Below are 17732 nucleotides of genomic sequence, written 5' to 3'. Positions count from 1 at the left end.
TCTATGTCTTTCCATGAAATGATGAAAGAACCTGCTTTGGGCTCCATTGTAAATTCGCCCGAACAGTTCTGATTGTATAATTCATAATCATATCCGTCTATATTTCCTTCTTCCATCAGACTTTCAGCAGAAGCTGAAAACGGAACAGACGAAACAATTACTGATGCCAAAGCCGTGATCGCCAGTACTTTTTTGATATTCCCAGATCTCATAGGATCACTTCCTCTCTGAATCATATGAGCTGTTTGTTTCCCGAACATAGTTCGGAGCAAAATAAGCTTGACATAAAGAAATGTATTTCCGCAAAAACACAAGTCGTTTCTTGTTATTGATATCCATGATATCAACATACTTAAATTTTATCGGATATTCTCAGAGACCTCTTTCTTTCAGGTCACTGACCAGCTTCACGTAGAATTCTCTTACGTCAAAGCCCTTTATATTCTCACGGTTAAGGTCGATAACATCGCCGTGAGTTATGCCTCTTCTGCCGCTTGGTTCCGCAAAATGGAAAGCTTCTCCCCATTTCATGGAGTCTACCGCAACAAGTCCGTCGTTCGGGCCGTCAAAGTACTTTACCAGATGATAAGAAAGGTTAAGGGGGAACCGTCCGCCCTTAGCCGATGCCGAACGCGAGCCCACGCTCTGATAAAATACGCCCTCAGCGTCCTCACATTTCCTGTTCATTTCCTCGCAGGCTGACGCCGTAAGGTCGGAAACTGCCGCTATAAAATCAGGAGAGGTATCACCCAGCTTTTTCAGAGCAGCATTGTACTTGTCTGCAATTCCGTTCCTGAAGCCCTCAGGCGCTTTAGAAAGCAGATATTCCGCAAACTGACATCCTCTGTGCGGAGTATTGACAGTAGTGAGGCTTGCGACCTTATCCGACGCTCCCAACACCGAAATAGCGTATCTTGAATCAAGTCCGCCCTTTGAGTGAGCTATTATATTGACCCTTCCGCACTTTTCCTTTTCCACTATCTCGTCTATCTTTGCTTTAAGCTCAGCCGCACAGCCTGCAACCGAGTCTGCCGACTGCTGTGAACCGTAGTATATCCTCGCACCGTTCTTTTCGAGTGCCTTGGGTATCCTGCCCCAGTAATTGAAGGCTTTTATATCTCTGAAAAAAACTCCGTGCACCATAAGTATGGGATATTTTGTGGCGCAGACTTTTTCATTCTCACGTGAACGGTCAAGCTGGAGCCTGCTGCATTCCAGCTCATACTCATCGTCTGTGAGCCGTATCATCTTAAAGAGTATCACAAGGTTTATTACAGGGATAAATGCGAATATAAGCCCCAGCAGTCTCCATTTCACGCCTATCTGTGCGGAGCCTGCATATATTCTCACGATGGAGACAATAAACATCAGAGCCAGCAGAAGAACTGCAATAATGCAGTTTACAGTGGCGATAGCTCCCCATTTGCCGCTTACAGCAAGATATATATCAAGTATCAGCTCTGCCGCCGCGTCAACAAGGAATACCTTCATAAGCTCGCTCCCGCGGTGCATACGCCCGAGTCTTCCGCCCTCCTTAGAGCGGCACGGGATAACACAGAGCATGAGTATAAATATGATGCCTGCAGTTACCGCAAGCACTTTCCCTGCTCCGTGCAGATACATAAGTGAGATTACATATATATTGACTGCACAAAAGGAAAGCATGATTTTTATCAAAAGTGACAGTATTTTCATATATTCCCCCCATTTATCAGCGATATCAGGTGCATCACCGCATCTCACTAAAATTATACATCAATGAACGGGCTTTGTCAATAAACAGCCGAAGCAGCGCAGATATAAAAAGGCTGCGTAACCGTGATGTTACGCAGCCCTGTCTTCAGATCACATAAAACGCTTATCAGTTTTTCACGTAACTGTAGTCATAGTCGATACCGTATACAGGCAGAGCGTATTCTCTTGAAAATCTCACCTTATACGAATGATTTCTTCCGTCATACACGATATTCAGGGTAAACAGATCCAGCTCCTCACCGAGCCCGATCGTCCTGAAAGAAGCCTCTCCGTTCTGCCGCTGCTTCACCTGTATGCCCTCGTCCGTAATGTCAATTATCTCAAGTATGACAGGAGCCTCGGCTAAGTCGGCAGATCGTACCTTAGTCCATTTTCCGTCCGTTTCCTCACAGAAGATATCTCCCTTGGAGATATTGTATCCGCACTGAAAATCCTCGCTTTTAAGCTCTCTGCCGTCGTATCCCCGACCGCCGTAATGCACGTCAACGGTCATGGTATAATCATAGTTATAAGGAGAAGTCAGATACCCGCCGCCAATGCTTATAAGCTGTTTTCTCAGCATACAAAGATCGAAAACGTCTATCCTGCCGTCTCTGCAAAGGTCAGCCGTTGTCCAGTCGGGGATCGCTGCATCCGACGCGCCCGCCAGCCACTTTTTGAGGATCAGCATATCAGCGATGCCGAACACCTTGTCCCCGTTCACGTCACCGAGGCACTTCCACTCCACCTTTTCATCATGGTAAGAGCTTCTCGGAACAGCCTGCTGCATGATGCAGAAGTAATCCGTATTGCATATTCCGTAATCGGGAGAGGGCTTGATATAGTAGACCGATATCTTTCCGTCGGACACAACAGTATCCTCAATACTTATGCTTTTCCCTCCTGTGGAATCTATGGTGAAATTAAGAAACAGCACATTGTCTTTGAAGAAGTCGCCGTTATACTTTTCGGTGAGCTCCTTCTGAAGCTCGTCCGCAAGATAACGCGAAAGCACCTCTGACAGCTCCGAGACCGAAGAAACCACCGCAGAACTCAAACCGCTTATTATGCCTTCTTCCTTCAGACCTCTTGTCGCCGCCGAGATCTTGTCAATGGCGCATACCTTGCCGACATTGCCCGCTTTTCTTACATTGAAAACGATATCAGCCGAATTATAAGGATATTCGGTTATCACCACAGGATCTTCGCTGCACGGCTCATAGCCCTCGGGCAGGCAGTCCGCGTCGAGCTTCAGCTCCGTCCATTTTGAAATGGCAGTCCTGTTATCGCAGTAATAAGGATTGCTTCCCTCGCAGTACTTCATTGCATTTGAGAACAGGTCCAGTACATCGTCATACGGTATCTCTATGGGCTTTCCCGTATCGGCATCAATGACGCTGATGCGCTTGCAGTCCTGCTCAAGTATCTCCTCGTCCTTCCATACCACATCCGAGCCGTCATACTGCTCCTTAGGTATCTCCGCTTTAAGGATATCGAAGCACGATGTTCTCATACGGACTGCACTTACCACAGAGGTATGATCTATCACGAGCTTTCCGTCCCTGTATACCGCGTCCCTGAATCCATGCTTGAAAACACGTCCCTGATACGGGTCAAGGTAAGTCCCCAGCACAAGTACATAATTCCCGAAGAATGTATCCGAATACTGCGACACGAACTTATTCAGTGCCTTTTCTTCAAGATATTCCGAAAGGAAGTCCGTAAGCTCTGTCTTTGACCTTATGACAGCCGACTCCGTGCCCTTATACTTATCATATATCTCCGTTGATGAAGCTTTAAGGTCTCCCGAATAAAGGCTGTAGCTTGAAAACGAGAAATATGCATCATCAATATATGAATCATCAAGAGTTATATTATGCTTATCGTCAGCTGCGGAGCAATCAGCAGTCAGAGTCTTAACCACAGGCGGTATCCCGTCATCTGCGTAACCTGAAAGCTCCCATCTGATGATGCCTTTTCCGCTGTTCAGAGCCCTGTAAACCGCAACAAAGCGCTGTGTGCCTCCGTCAGTGAGCCTTGCCGTCTCCATTGAACAGGACGAGCGGAACAGCTCCGTGAACATATCCTCGTCTGCGGCTGATGTCCAGCTGTATGCCGTACCGACAGCTTTGTCAATGCAGAACAGGACGAGATCATCCCTTGCGGATACGGCGCCGTTCTTCTCCTTATAAGCCTCGTACTCGGCAGCGCAGTCGGGAAGCCAGCCGTAGATATCAGTTTCGGTTATCTCCATATCCTTGTCCACTTCAAAGGAATAGAAAGCAGAAGCGTTAACGCCTCCAAGATCGATCCCCGCCTTCTGAGCAAGGGTATTGTTCTCCAGAACGGGATCATATCCGTTCTCGGGCATTATGCATATCTGTACCCACTTGTCGGTGAGCGCCACAGCAAACTCGCCCTGCTTCTCGGGAGCATAGTATACCGCCACTTCATAGCAGCTGCCTGTCTCCGCACTTTCCGAGGAATAAGTTTCACGTTTGAGCTCTTTCATCATGCCTTCCGTAGTCCTGATCTCATAGCGTGACACTTGCTGCTCACCATCTGATGAGCCCGCCATGCTCTCCTTGAACACAACACATACAAGACCGTCCCTTACAAGAGTAGCACCGTAGGTATTTCTGAATTCAAGAGCGCTTTCAAAGCTGTCGGGTATCCATTCGGGAAGCGCAGCACCCATAGCGTGGTCAGCCGCATACACAGCGGAAGGAACGAACACGGAAAGCCTGTCCGCCGAAAGAGGGGTGATCGCAGCTGCAGCAGCGGCAAATGCAGCAGCTATCTTCCTGAGTTTCATAATATTCACCTGCCATTCTTCAGATTTGCAGCATAAAGCTGCTTTACTTCATTATATAACGATATCTGTATAAATGCAAGAGGTTATCGTATTTTTGCTCTGTATATTTTAACGTATGAGAACGGTGAAATGTGCGGCTGAAATAGTAAACTTTTTATGAATACAGCACCGCCCGGCTTAAACCGTGCGGTGCTGTTTCACCTGTTATGCAGCTCATTTTCTCCATTTCAGGAAATCGTCGCAGATCAGGGGCTTTGAATAATAATACCCCTGAAAGCTGTGAACATCGTATTGTCTGAGTATCTCAGCCATGCGTTCGGTTTCGATGCCTTCCACACAAACAAGCGAATCACAGGTATTTGACATCATAACAAAGGTTTTTATCAGCTCTCTCTCCTTGATGTCATTTTCTATATTGCGGACAAGGCTCCTGTCTATTTTTATGGTATCGAAGGGAAGGTCCTTGACTACTCCGATAGACGAAAAGCCTGTACCGAAATCATCGAGAGCGACCTTTACGCCTCTGCTTTTGAGGCTGCATACCGTATTCTTCAGAAGGTCGATATCAAGGAGCCTGCACCGTTCGGTAATTTCGAGGCAGAGATTTTCAGGAGGATAGCCTGTCTTATCAAGGATATCCATGACCATATCCACAAAATCCGCCTTTTCTATCTGCGAGTAAGACAGATTGACATTGATAATGAAATCGGGATCGTTTTTGATGATCTCCCCCGCATCCCTGATCGCAGTTTCGATTATCCACTTGCCCAGCGACGGGAAAAGAGGGTCCTTTTCCAGCAGCGGGATAAACATATCAGGCGGAACTACTCCGTACTCTTCACTTTTCCACCTGAGCAGCGCCTCAGCGCCTATGAGCTTCTCCGTCTTTGCGTCCACCACGGGCTGATACATAAGGTAGAAGCCCTTAACCCCCTGTGTGATCGAAGCTCTGATCGTATGGAATTTCTCGACATTCTGCTTATTGCCGCTGCCGAGATCGTTATCGAACACAACAAGATCTCCGTGCTTTTTGGTTTTTGACTCATTATAGGCAAATGTCAGGCAGGTCATCACAGTCTGCGAGTCAATATTGAAATTATCTATTTCGATAAGGCTTGAATTCAGCTCTAAAATTATATTCTTATCGTCAATGACCATGCTTTCTCTGCAATACGAGCGCATATCATCATATCTCGCCATTGTCTCCCTTACAGTCAGAGACGTACTCAGAACAGCGAACTTTGTTCCGTCAAGTCTGAACACACTGCCGCAGTTCCCGACGTGTTCAAAAAGGAAACGTCCGAATTTCTGAAGCACGAGATTTCCAAAATGGTATCCGTATATCTCATTTATCTCCGAAAACTTAGCAATACCGACGATAGCTATGAGCATTTCCTTGTTTTTGACGATATTGAACTGCACCTCATCGAAGAACCCGTACTGATTGCTGAGTCCCGTAAGGCTGTCTAAATTGCTGTGTACGCCGTGATCTCTTATAGTACCCACAAAGTAATCAAGCTCGCCGTTTTCGTCCTTGAGCACGATACCGCGGCAGGTGCAGACATTATATTCGCCGTTGATCCTTCTTGCCCTGTACTGCATATCGTGACCGCTCTGGTTTCCCGCAAAGATATCCGCGATGCCTCTGCGGTAAGCCTCCTTGTCCTCCTCATGGATATGCTCCTCCCATATTGCACCCGCGCCGTACATATACTCCGACGGAAGTCCGTATGAATCCACAGCAGCCTTTGACCATCTTGAAAAGTCATACTTCATATCGCAGAGGTAGATATACACACCCTCAGCCGATATGCAGTTCATCCTGAACATACCGTCCAGCAGTCTTTTACGCTCTGCGGGGATACGTACAGGTCCCTCGCCCTGTTTCTCGCTGACGCCGTCATAGGTTTCCGACTTTATGTTCTCCTTGTCCTCATACATATTTTCATCAGCGCGTTTGAAGACGTCCGAGACCTTTTTATCGTTGACCCTGTCGTACACGCCTATTCCCACAGCTACAACGGGACCGTTGTTCTGTCTGAAGTTCTCACGTGATCTTCTGCTGAGCATTTCCACAAGAGAAACACGTTTGTCGTAGTCATTTCCGACGAGAACAGCAGCAAACTCATCGCCGCCTATCCTGAAAACGGGGCTGTGAGCAAAAATACCGCATATCATCCTGCAAGACGATCTGATATACTCATCACCCGCTTCGTGTCCCTGGGTATCATTGATATGCTTAAGGTCGTTGATATCGCAGACAACGACAGCAAACGGAGAATGGCCTGCTCCGCTGTCTATGCTTTTCTGTATAGAAGCTTCAAACTCACGAAAGGCGGTAACATTTCTCGTACCTGTCAGGACGTCGCGTCTTGCGAGCTCATTAGCCCGTCTGAGAGCCTCTATCTGCTCCTGTTCTTTCTTTACCTCTTCATCTATATTTTCAAGGCCGACAATAAAATGCAGATTATCGTTGGCCCGCATGACAGTGAGCCTTGTGTGCTCTATCCTGCCGTCCGCAAGAATTCTGTAATCCTCGCTGTACTGACTGGTATATCCCAGAGCAGTAATGATATAGTCCTTATCAATGATGGAAAGTATCCTGTCCCTGTCCTCTGCATGGACCTGTGTTTTTATGATATCCACAGCTTCGGAATAAAAATTCATTCCTTCAAAGCTCAGGGAGGGATCTGTGGTAACGCCGTCCGAGGTATACCTTGAATACTCACCTGTTTCGCCGTTGACGTAGTATATGACGTCATAGCGCAGGGCGAGGCTGTTTACTATCTGTCCGTATGTAAAGCTCTGTTTTTTTGTCTCCTCCAGCAGCTCGCTTGCCCTGACCTCGTCATTAATGTTCTCGATACCCACGAGGATATGCTTTTTATCGCTTGCCCACACAAGGACGCAGCGGCAGTTCATCAGACTTTCAAACATAATGAGCCTGTAGGTCATGCTGAACATCCTTGCGCTTTTAAGCTTTCTCAGGATAGTGCGCTTTTCAAACATGGGTATGACCTTTTCACGGTCGTCGGGGTGAACATATTTCTTCAGATTTTTCAGGCTCTCGCTGAAAAAATCCTCACCGCTCGCGGGTATGTTCAGGCTCTTGTATGTATCCGTGGAAGAGTACTCAAAGTACTCGTTTGTCTCCATATCCACATAATAGAGGGTATCGAAATGACCTGCAAGGCTTTCGGCGATCTGATTATATATCTCAAGCTCATGCTCATTTTTTTCAGCCTGCTGTCTGTCTCTTACTTCCTTGTCAACATTCTTTACGCCGAGAATGAAGCAATCATCAGCCTCATCTATGCCTCTTATGAGGCTCAGAGCGTGGTAAACAGGCTTGCCTTCGATCATAAGGCGGTATTCTATCCGCTGCTTTGCGCCCTTGCCTACAAGGGAAAGGAGGTGATCCCTCTGGATATCCTGCATAAAGATATGCTTATCCTCCTCATAAATGACCTTATCGGCGTCTCTTTTAAGGTTTTTGAAAAAGTCCCTGCCGCCCTGCTCTATATGAAGGGACTGAAATTCGGGATCGGCAGAGTACCACTGATATTCGTTGGTTTTTGCGTTTATATAGTAAACACTGGTATATTCGACCAGCAGTGCTTCAGCAATTTTCAAGAAAACAGGATCGTTGTATATCATAAATATCCTCCTGACCAAAAAGCAGAGCTTTTGTATCAATCATCTATTATTATACAACATTCCCGAGAATAAATCAATAAAATTGCCAATTCTTAATAATGTGTTTACATATACTTTTTCAGTCCGAAATATTGCATGGACCTTTCCGGCGCTTTTATATGCTTCTCCCCAAGGAGATACCGCTGTAAAAGCCGCAGCCTGCCGCCGTGACAGCCATAAAAAAGCCGCCCCGATCTGACAAGGCGGCAATATACGATAACTATTTCACTCTTCTGAGTCTGCCTTTTTTTACGATGAAAACTCTGTCGGAAATATCCATAAGGGCTTTATCGTTGTAGGAATCGGTATAGAAGCTGTCTATACGCTTTTCTCCGTACAAAGCCTTAAAGCCTCTGACTTTGTTTTCCCCGAAATTAAGATACCTGACCTTCATTTTATCAGGGTCGATGCTGCTGCAAATGATGTGGTCGGTGTTGATAAGGTCACGTATACCGTTTATGAGGAAGTCGGGACCTGCGGTTATTATAACGTCCTCACTGCCTATCCTGTCCAGCAGCTTCCTGTCCAGCTTATGCCTGTTCTTATCCCAGAAGCCGTTAACAGCGTTATAGATCTCCTTTTTGCTGCGTAAGGCATTATTCAGGAAATCATTGATAGCGGCGACCATTTTTTTCTTGTCCGCGATGCAGAGCTTGTACTTTATCAGGTTATAGAAGATCTTCGGCAGATACAGGATTATCCTTCTGTTATTCCTTATCATGTACAGTGCAAGATCAACGGAGCTTTCCCCGTGATACAGCGTATTATCGAAATCGAATACTTTCATGTTTTCCTCCGCGGCTTATATTTGTATACACACTGACAGCAGCCTGAAATTGACTTTATACATCTTTTTAAAGCCGTTTTCGGCTGCCATGGTGCATGAAGTGACAGACAGCGCTGCCCGAGACCGTTCATTCAGTACACATCAATTATACCACACTCCGAAAGAAAATGCAAAATCCTCATCTTCATACCTCTCCCCGCCGTAAGTCGGAGCAGCTCATCGCTTTTCAAAAGCTTGACTGAACCCATGCGGCCTGATATAATAATAAAAAAAGAAGGTGAAGGCGATGTATTCATACAGTGAGTTTATTGCTGTTACAGAAAAAGCAAAGGAACTGGCGTTAAAATACAAGGACAGATACGCAGAGCTTTGCTCAGAGCACCCCAACGAATATCATACCAAATACAGATCGGGCAGAACGATCCATAATCTCAAGGAAAGCGTCCGTCCCGACCTGATGTCGGTACACAAGGATATGTGCTTTTCCGATCTCAGCAGAACATGGCGCGTAAAAAAAACAGAGAATGTATAAAATAAGCAGGTCTGCCGACTGAACAGCCCGAAATATTCTCATGCATTGAAGAACTGCCACATATAGGCATTACATATTCCGCGAGCCACTGCACCGATAACTACTGTATCATGAAAAAGGATATACCTGTTGTAACAGAAAGGATAGACTCCGACACCCTCGGGACCTTTTACTGCGTGTATGACTCCATGAACAGTACCTGCCTGAGCTTTTCGCCAAGCGGACTCACTGCCGACGGCGCCTGTCTTATACACGGACAGTTTGCGATAATGGACAAAAACGAGATATCGGATACACTTATGAAAACCGCCGCAAAGGCTCTCAGAAAGCACTGCAAGCGTTATAAGGGCTGGTATTTCGGACAGGAAGCAGAACAGCTCAACGGTAAAGTAAGGTATATCTCTATAGGCGTAAGCGAGCCGCAGGAATACGATTTCAGGTTATCGTGAGGATAACTTCGGCAGCCGTATAAAAAAACAGGGCAGAGATAAATTTCTCTGCCCTGCCGTTATTTCATAAGTCCGTATCGGTCACTCACACGTCCTGCGAAAAAAAAGCTTATGATATCGGCAAGCTCATCAAGATGACCTGTAAAGCAGTGATCCGCACCGTGTATCGCAGCAAGCTCCGCATCGTTATAAAGCTCCGCAGCTTTTTCCGCATAAGAGAAAGGAACTATATCATCTTCGTCACCGTGAACGATCAGTACTTTCTTTTTGAACCTTGCAATAGACTCCTCCGCATGGATAGTCTGAGCTGTGCGGATATAATCTCCCGATATCTCCCAGCTTTCGCTTGCCAGCTTTTCGGGTATGTGTTCACTATCGAATTTATTTCCGAGGACTATGCCCTCCCTTGCGTTTTCGGGTATCATCCATGCAGGTGACAGCGGAACGATAGCTTTGAAGTCGTCCGCACACATAGCACCTGTCAGCATGGTAAGCAGTCCGCCCTGCGAATGACCGCACATATAAAGCTCTGTCACAAAGCCGAGCTTTTTGGCATATCCGACCACTGCAAGAGCATTGGTCACCCATTTGTACAGGGTATGCTCCCTGAATTCGCCGTCGCTTTTACCGTGCCCGTACATCTCCGCACGAAGTACCGAAACGCCTGCTTCATTCATTGCTTTCTGAACTGTGACGATATGTTCTTCCTCCATATGGCCTGTAAACCCGTGAACAAGTATGCAGAGCGGTCCTTTTGAGGTATCGTCGGGACGGTCAAGCTTTGCATGAAGGCGTATTCCGTCACTGTTTATATAGAATTCTTTCATATTTATCATTCTCCGAAAAAGATATTATTTTCATAAATTATATCAGACGCTGTACATTTTGTCAATATGGCTATAAAAATCATTATAAACATAAAAAAGATGCAAGAGCATAACGCTCCTGCATCTTTTCTCATTTTAATACCCTCATTCACGATAACAGGTATTGATATCCCCTGATAAAGGCGATCAGCCGACAGCTTCAAATCTGCTTTCTATATCATCGACAGCGCTTCCCACAGCATTTATCACAACAATGCAGGTATCATCTATCTTTCTCACGTATGAAGAATGAGGATCTGAACTGTCAGCGGAAGCTATCCTTAAGTACTCCTTACCACAGATGTTAACCGCATCGGGCCCGCTCATTTCCTCCAAGTCGCCCTTTCCGTGATCGTTGCGGAACTCTCTCTGTATAAAGTCTTCAGCCGACATATTCTCGGTCTTTGGGTATCTTTCCCTGATGTTGTAGAACCAAACGCTTATGTTGCCGTAGGTGTCGGAATAGTATACCGAAGCGTCCTTTACGGCAGTAAGATAATGTTCTCTTTCCTCCTCATACATAAACCTTGTGGGCATCATGTACTCGGTATAGAGATCGGTCTCATCAAGAAACTCCGTATTCGCAGGCGAAGTAAGTCTGAAGCCCGCATATTCCGAGGTGTATGTATTGCCGTCCGATACGCCCTTTGTGAATTCATTTTTTTCGGGAGCGTCTTCAATAAACAGCTCTTCATTATCCTGTTTTTCTTCAAACTGTTTCATTGCCTCGAGAAATCTCTTACGTGCCTCTGTATAATCAGCTGCCGAGAGATCGTCAGTATCCTTTATAGTATCGGCAACTGACAGCTCCTCCATTTTTTCCGTATATAACGAGTATGGTTTTGGGTCAAGGTTATCTATCCTCCAGTCACCGCAGCTCGGGTCGATAATAAAATCGACAACGTCGCAGCCCAGTGAAGAAACAGCACCGAAGCTTCCGCAGATATTGGGATAATATGCTCTGAACGAATTATCTGTAACATCGGTTATGATTATAGGCTCATTGGGCTTCATATGACCGATAAATCCGCCGTTGAACGGGTTCATATTCACATACATCCTGCCCTTGTAATTGATGAAATCCGAATAATAAAGTCCGTTTCGAGTATCAATATCAGCGTCATCAATATGGTCGCCTTCATTATACCTGTCGCTGATATCCACAAATTCATAACCGATACCGTTATTTTCATATCTCTCTGAGTATACAGTCTTGGAGTAAGCCGTAATATCATCGGGAGAATTGAATTCCAGCCCCTTACCCGAGATATGTCCGAAGGTCACATTCTCTGTCCTGCCGCCGGAATTTGGTAGATCAAGATTAAACGTAACGGTATCATCGTTATCGACATACGTATTGAATTTATAGAGGAACTGCGGCATCATCACATAGTATTTTTCGACCAGATCATAAGCAATATCCTCATATGAGACATTATCCTTTTTATCTGAAGCTTTTCCTGTCTCCGCAGCAGCCTGTGAAGCTTTTACATCTGCTGCCGCATTTATGTTTCCCGTGTTCGGATCATTCATCTGCACAGGTATATTCAGTTTATTATCGCATGAAGTAAGTGAACAGATCGCCGCAGCGAATGTTATGATGAGTGTAGTTTTTTTCATAGTAATTTCTCCTTTTTAATAGAATTAAAAGCTTGGTAATGATCGTTTCACGTTTTTAGTACGTACTGTTATTACTTATCCATAACAGGAGCATCTCCTGCCTGTTATCTCACCTCCCAAAATATGACCGCAGTCATGCAGCCGTTTTTCTCAGCATTTCAAAATGCTGACTTTTATCGCGTCGTTTCTGACTATGTCATTATAATATAACTTTTTTATAGATACCGTAAGATGACATTTGTCACTTTCTGCGTGATATATGTCACCTATTCCGCATTGTGCAGCGCCTGTCCGCAAATGCTTAAAACTTATTTTGCCTTTCATATATAATAATCGCACAAACAAATGAAAGTGTTACATCTTTTCCAAAAAAATCATACAGGCATCTTCACGCAAGAAAAAAAGCAGAAGCTTCATACCTGAAGCTTCTGCCTTTCCGCCGTAAGCGTTATAAAATAATGAGAGAGAGTGAATGTATTACAAAATCAAAAAAGCAAAAAAGAGTTTTTATGAAAACGATCATAAAATACCGAAGATCATCTTCAAAAGCATCATAATGAGGCTGAGCAAAGAATTCTGAGGATATTCGGGTTCCTCAGCGGGAACTATCTCAAAGTTCACGACATATGTTCCCTCATAGCCGTTGATTCCCTGTACCACGGCAGATGCTGTACCTACATTGATGTTGTTATCATAGCTGACAGTATAGTCCTCATTCAGAGTCAGCACCTTATCTCCGTCTGTAACAGTAACGGAGGGTTCAGCAGGACTTCCCGTATATGTAACATCGGGAATTTTGCTGAAGCTGCACTTGGTAATATCATGTTTTTCCTCGATTGAGTCATTAAGATAGTCGAGGGAGAAGTATTTCCACCAGTTGTTATAATTTCCTGTTTCCTCGTTTATACCATCAGCATGAGGTAAATGCTCGAACCACCATTTGTGGTGCTCTGCGATATCTCCGCCGCCCCAGTCATCGCAGGTAACGATTCTTGGATCGCCCGAAAGATCGGGATAATTTTTCCAGTTATCGCAGTATGACAGAACTTCCTCAGGATTTCCCCAATCATAATCCGTTTTGCTGTTGGGAGCAAAATGAACACTTCCCACACCTGCATTTCCCTTTGATACAAGGTCGTAAGCCGTGAATTTCTCCCATTCGTTATACTCTGAATAATCCTTTGAATAATCAGTCGGTCCGAAGATATTGCACATTATGGATTCTGTGCGGTGACCTGCATCCTCAAGCATTTCCCCGAGTCCGCGCTCATAGTTGAAGCCATACGTAATGAAATTCCTGCAATCCTCTTTTACTAATGCTTCACCGTTTACCCAAAAAGCGTCCTTTCCCGTCATCATTGTCTCATTGAGCGTAACGCCCGCCATAGGACCGCCGAAGAACCATACTTCGTCTATTTCGCCGCTGTTCACCTTGTCATACACATGGTACTCATTGAAATAGCTGTCATAATCGAAATTGAATTCTTGTTTTCCCCAGCCTTCATAATCCCAGTATCTGCCGTCAGTCGCGTTGCAGGCTTCCACAAGGGTATTATAGTATTCTTCTTTGGTATAAGCCTTGCCGTTTTTATCCTTCGGTAATTCATCAAGCTCGATCTTTTCGGAGATGGTATAATTCACATTTCCGTAGCTGACCTCCGACATTGCGTCTGCAAAACTATCTGCAAGCTTATTCGGATCATTCCATTCGGAAATGGCCTTATTCTCAACATCAAGAACGCCCATAAGGTCGTGCATCTTGACTTCCTGACCGTCCACGTCGAATACAGGGTCAAAGGTTATCATCATGACCTTATAGGTCTTACCGCTGTCGGGCTCCATTGCCGAAGCCGTCATCTGCATTGCTGACGCAGCTACCGATGCCGCGATCAAAGCAGCTGAGATGTTTTTCATCAGTTTCATCATCATTACTCCTTTATATTAGTATATCCGTAAAAATCCCGTTCCGCCCCTATACTGCCTGTTGTGCAGAAAAGCAGTCTTCCGCAGATGTAAAAAAGCTCACCTCCGATAATGATATTACAAGCCGAAAAGCGTGGCTTGTTTTGTCCCAATCCTGTTTTATTATCCGGGCTGCTTCATTAACGCTGCCGGTTTTTATTTTTTTCGTTCCGATCAGCGGCAGCATTTTTACACATAACAGCCTTTACTTATAGTAACGCAAATGATATGAAAAGTGTAACACAAAATAAAAAAATTTTTTTCATAACTCTTTTGCAAACGCAAAAAAGTCCCCTCCCTCACAAAATAATCAGCCGAAAAGAGCCGCATAAGCGGCTCTTTTCGTTATCTTAACTTCTTTGTTTCCCACACATTTATTATATTCCTTACATCATCAGGCATTTCCCGCTGTCGTATTCTGTGCAATGAGGTTATAGCTGTTGTTATAGTTTCTTCCCGATTTTTTCCACCACCACTGCATGAAGAAGTGAATGGCAGCAAACCCGACAATATACACCGCCAAAGCGATAAGCGCAGCCACAGGAACAGTTACCCCAAAGCCCTTATTTATGAAGCTGAACCTCGTAAGAATTATCATCTGATTAAAGAACGAAACGAAGATCAAAGCTGATAATACCGCGTATATTTTCCCAATTTTTTTGGACATAGTCGCATTCAAAAAACAGGCTGTTATGGTATTTGCCGCGTCCACGATAAGCAGATCCGCAGCCATACCGCTTCCACACCTGATATATGCACACGCAAATGTAACGATATCAAACACAAGGCAGACCGTTCCCATAGCCGCAATGGGAACATCCGTGAAAAGCACCTTTGCCTGAGGCAGAGAACCGAAAAACTTCATCTGCGATATGCTGATATTACCTATGAAGAATAATATCAGCAGTATAGCGTGCATCATTCCCATGCAGGCGATCATAGAGCCGTAATCCTTTTCACCCTGTTTTGCGGGATCGGCGACCATTGCAGCTATCATGCTTATCGGTACGCCCAGTCCGAAAACGAGAGTTATGGGACGAACAGCCGTCCTTATATACATTTTCATTGCTTTCATAAAATTATCCATAGTATTCTCCTTAATTATCCCAGCGTGTTTTCCTGTAGTCCCTGAGCACCAGAGCTTCGGAAATGATCGTAAGTACAACAGCCGCTGCCGCAGGAACTATCTGTAAAACACCTATTTTTCCGCCCGAGGACTCGATCAGCATTATTCCGAATATATTGACAATGTAAAGCAAAAACATTATGACTATTGTCCTCGTTACAGGTTTTTTTATTAGCCTGCCGAACGAAGCTATGGCCCTTGCAAGAAATACAGTGATAAAAAGCATAAGGCAACTTCCTACAGCGTTTCCTATATCTATTATACCGAGCCCGCCGAGCAATGCAAGGAAAGCACAGAACGCAAAAACTACGACTGCGCCTTCGGCTATGAAAGCCTTCTGCGCCTTTGCAAAAGTATCAAAACCGCCCTTTACTGTCCTGAAATATTTTCCCCCCGGGGCACCTTTATCAAATGAGTATAACATACGTGTCATGATAAGCATATTACAGTATACCGCAGCAAGGGTGATACTGAAAAATGATTTTGACCTCAGATCAGTGTCATCATTATCTGCCAGCATAAGAAGTGCCATAAACAGCATAATACCTGCAAAAAATGCAACAGCGCCTATGGAGATCACCACAATGCTGCTTGTGAATGAACGTCCCGTATATATCCTGTAAGCTTCACCATACGAGACCGATGATCTTTTATTCTCCATCTCTATCCGCCTTTCTGAGTATGCCCACGCTGAGCTGCTGGAGATTTGGCTTTTCAACTGCCGTATCCAGCTGCGAGAGCTGCACCGTATTTTCGGCAAGGGCGATACCCTCAAAATTGGAGCTGTTTCCGATATATGATATCATAAGCTTTTTCGCCTGCTCGCTCTTATCGGCTTCACCGTGAACAAGTATGTATTTCTCCTTCAGGTCCTCCACAAAGCCCTGTTCAACTATCTTTCCGCCCGCCATAAATATGGCGTAGTCCGTAGCGTATTCCATATCCGCAATGTTATGTGTCGAGAAAAGGACGCTCCTTTCCCCATTTCCTTCGGCTATGTACTCTCTGAAAATATCGCAGAGCATATCTCTTGCCAGCGGGTCGAGAGAAGAAGCAGGCTCGTCAAGCACAAGGAGCTTCGTATCTCTTGCAAGCACAGCCGCAAGGTAAGTTCTCATGCGGTTTCCGTCCGACATTTTCATAAGCTTTTTCTGCTTTCTGTCATTTGGATCACCGACCTTGAATCTTTTGCAGAGCTCGCCGAAACGCTCCCTGCTGAAGCCGTCAAAGCCAAGCTCCATAGAAGCTTCGATCTTTTTCAGATTCCAGTCAAGAGGGAAGAAATTTGCAGAAGAACAGTAGCCGATACTGTTCCTTACCTCATTGCTGTCAGAGTCCGTCAGCTTATCGAAATATACGACTTCTCCGCTGTTTTTGCCCGTAACTCCGCATAATACGTCTATAAGCGTGGTTTTTCCCGCACCGTTGACACCTATGAGGGCAGTTGCAAATCCGCTTGGGATAACAGTATTTATCTCGCCGAGGGTGAAATCCTTGTATTTTTTTACTACCCCGTTTATTTTTAAAGCATTCTCCATATCATTATTCACCTTTCCTTATTAATCTATAAGCCACAATGTCCTGAGCGTCCCGATGACCTCATCAAGTCCGAGTCCTGCGATCTTTGCCGAATTTATGGCATTTGTAAGGTCAACCTCAAGCTGTCTCAGGTACTGCTCTTCAAGCATTTTCTTATCCTGTGCATTGACGAAATAGCCTTTTCCCTTTGAAGCTGTAACAAGTCCTTCTTCCGAAAGCTCCTCGTATGCTTTCATGGTAGTTATAACACTTATTTTCAGGTTCTGAGCAAGTACCCTTATGGACGGAAGCGGATCTCCGCTTTTAAGCTTCCCCGAGAGTATGTCCTCACGGAGCTGAGCTGCTATCTGTTTATAGATAGGTTCGTTTGAGTTCTGATAGATCTTCACGATATCTCCTCCTTTCGGCACAACTGTTTATGTGTTCTATAAACAGTATATAACAGTTACGAGATTTTGTCAATATTCATAATAGACAATAAAGTGCAAACATTTTTACTTGCACTTATTGAAATTGCACAATGCGATAATTGCCTCAAATCCTGCCGCCTGACAAAAAAGCTCCGACATAGTCGGAGCTTTTACTGTTAATTTTTACTTTATGAGA

Annotated in this window: 13 protein-coding genes; 2 read left to right on the top strand and 11 right to left on the bottom strand. The window is 44.9% G+C overall.

The features are described 5' to 3' along the window. Positions 1-372 precede the first annotated feature (372 nt). From Q0R37_RS08210 to Q0R37_RS08195, 4 genes are all read right to left on the bottom strand, one after another. Positions 373-1599, bottom strand: coding sequence for a triacylglycerol lipase (locus Q0R37_RS08210; RefSeq protein WP_294753233.1), 1227 nt, complete (start codon positions 1597-1599; stop codon positions 373-375). Positions 1600-1861: 262 nt separating this feature from the next. After that, entirely contained in the window at positions 1862-4549 is a 2688-nt protein-coding gene (locus tag Q0R37_RS08205; RefSeq protein WP_294753231.1) for a dockerin type I repeat-containing protein, read from the bottom strand. A 213-nt stretch (positions 4550-4762) separates the two neighbouring features. Then, positions 4763-8206 carry an EAL domain-containing protein gene (locus Q0R37_RS08200; RefSeq protein ID WP_294753229.1) on the bottom strand — a complete coding sequence of 1148 codons (3444 nt, stop codon included), beginning with the start codon at positions 8204-8206 and terminating at the stop codon, positions 4763-4765. Between the two features lie 259 nt (positions 8207-8465). After that, positions 8466-9032, bottom strand: a complete 567-nt coding sequence (locus Q0R37_RS08195) for a haloacid dehalogenase-like hydrolase (RefSeq protein WP_294753227.1) — start codon at positions 9030-9032, stop codon at positions 8466-8468. Positions 9033-9318: 286 nt separating this feature from the next. Here Q0R37_RS08195 and Q0R37_RS08190 point away from each other — a divergent pair, with 286 nt between their 5' ends. Beyond that, positions 9319-9564: a hypothetical protein gene (locus tag Q0R37_RS08190; protein ID WP_294753225.1), complete on the top strand. Its 246-nt coding sequence runs from the start codon at positions 9319-9321 to the stop codon at positions 9562-9564. A gap of 110 nt (positions 9565-9674) precedes the next feature. Then, complete coding sequence (locus Q0R37_RS08185) at positions 9675-10013, top strand: hypothetical protein (RefSeq protein WP_294753223.1); 339 nt, start codon at positions 9675-9677, stop codon at positions 10011-10013. Positions 10014-10072: 59 nt separating this feature from the next. Here the strand turns inward: Q0R37_RS08185 and Q0R37_RS08180 are convergent, their stop codons facing one another. From Q0R37_RS08180 to Q0R37_RS08150, 7 genes are all read right to left on the bottom strand, one after another. Further along, on the bottom strand, positions 10073-10840 hold the full coding sequence (locus tag Q0R37_RS08180; protein ID WP_294753221.1) for an alpha/beta fold hydrolase: 768 nt from the start codon (positions 10838-10840) through the stop codon (positions 10073-10075). Between the two features lie 186 nt (positions 10841-11026). After that, a complete protein-coding gene (locus Q0R37_RS08175) occupies positions 11027-12499 on the bottom strand; it encodes a hypothetical protein (protein WP_294753220.1) in 1473 nt (490 codons plus the stop codon). Between the two features lie 519 nt (positions 12500-13018). Next, complete coding sequence (locus tag Q0R37_RS08170) at positions 13019-14422, bottom strand: hypothetical protein (RefSeq protein ID WP_294753218.1); 1404 nt, start codon at positions 14420-14422, stop codon at positions 13019-13021. A gap of 433 nt (positions 14423-14855) precedes the next feature. Continuing rightward, entirely contained in the window at positions 14856-15548 is a 693-nt protein-coding gene (locus Q0R37_RS08165; RefSeq protein WP_294753217.1) for a hypothetical protein, read from the bottom strand. A gap of 10 nt (positions 15549-15558) precedes the next feature. After that, entirely contained in the window at positions 15559-16248 is a 690-nt protein-coding gene (locus Q0R37_RS08160; RefSeq protein ID WP_294753215.1) for a hypothetical protein, read from the bottom strand. Continuing rightward, entirely contained in the window at positions 16238-17125 is an 888-nt protein-coding gene (locus tag Q0R37_RS08155) for an ABC transporter ATP-binding protein (protein WP_294753213.1), read from the bottom strand. Before Q0R37_RS08155 ends, Q0R37_RS08160 begins: the two co-directional genes overlap by 11 nt. Positions 17126-17146: 21 nt before the next feature. Beyond that, complete coding sequence (locus Q0R37_RS08150) at positions 17147-17515, bottom strand: GntR family transcriptional regulator (RefSeq protein WP_294753211.1); 369 nt, start codon at positions 17513-17515, stop codon at positions 17147-17149. Between the last annotated feature and the right edge of the window lie 217 nt (positions 17516-17732).

This window comes from uncultured Ruminococcus sp. (assembly GCF_946415235.1).
Classification (GTDB): domain Bacteria; phylum Bacillota; class Clostridia; order Oscillospirales; family Ruminococcaceae; genus Ruminococcus.
This window is presented reverse-complemented; position numbering and strand designations above follow the sequence as displayed.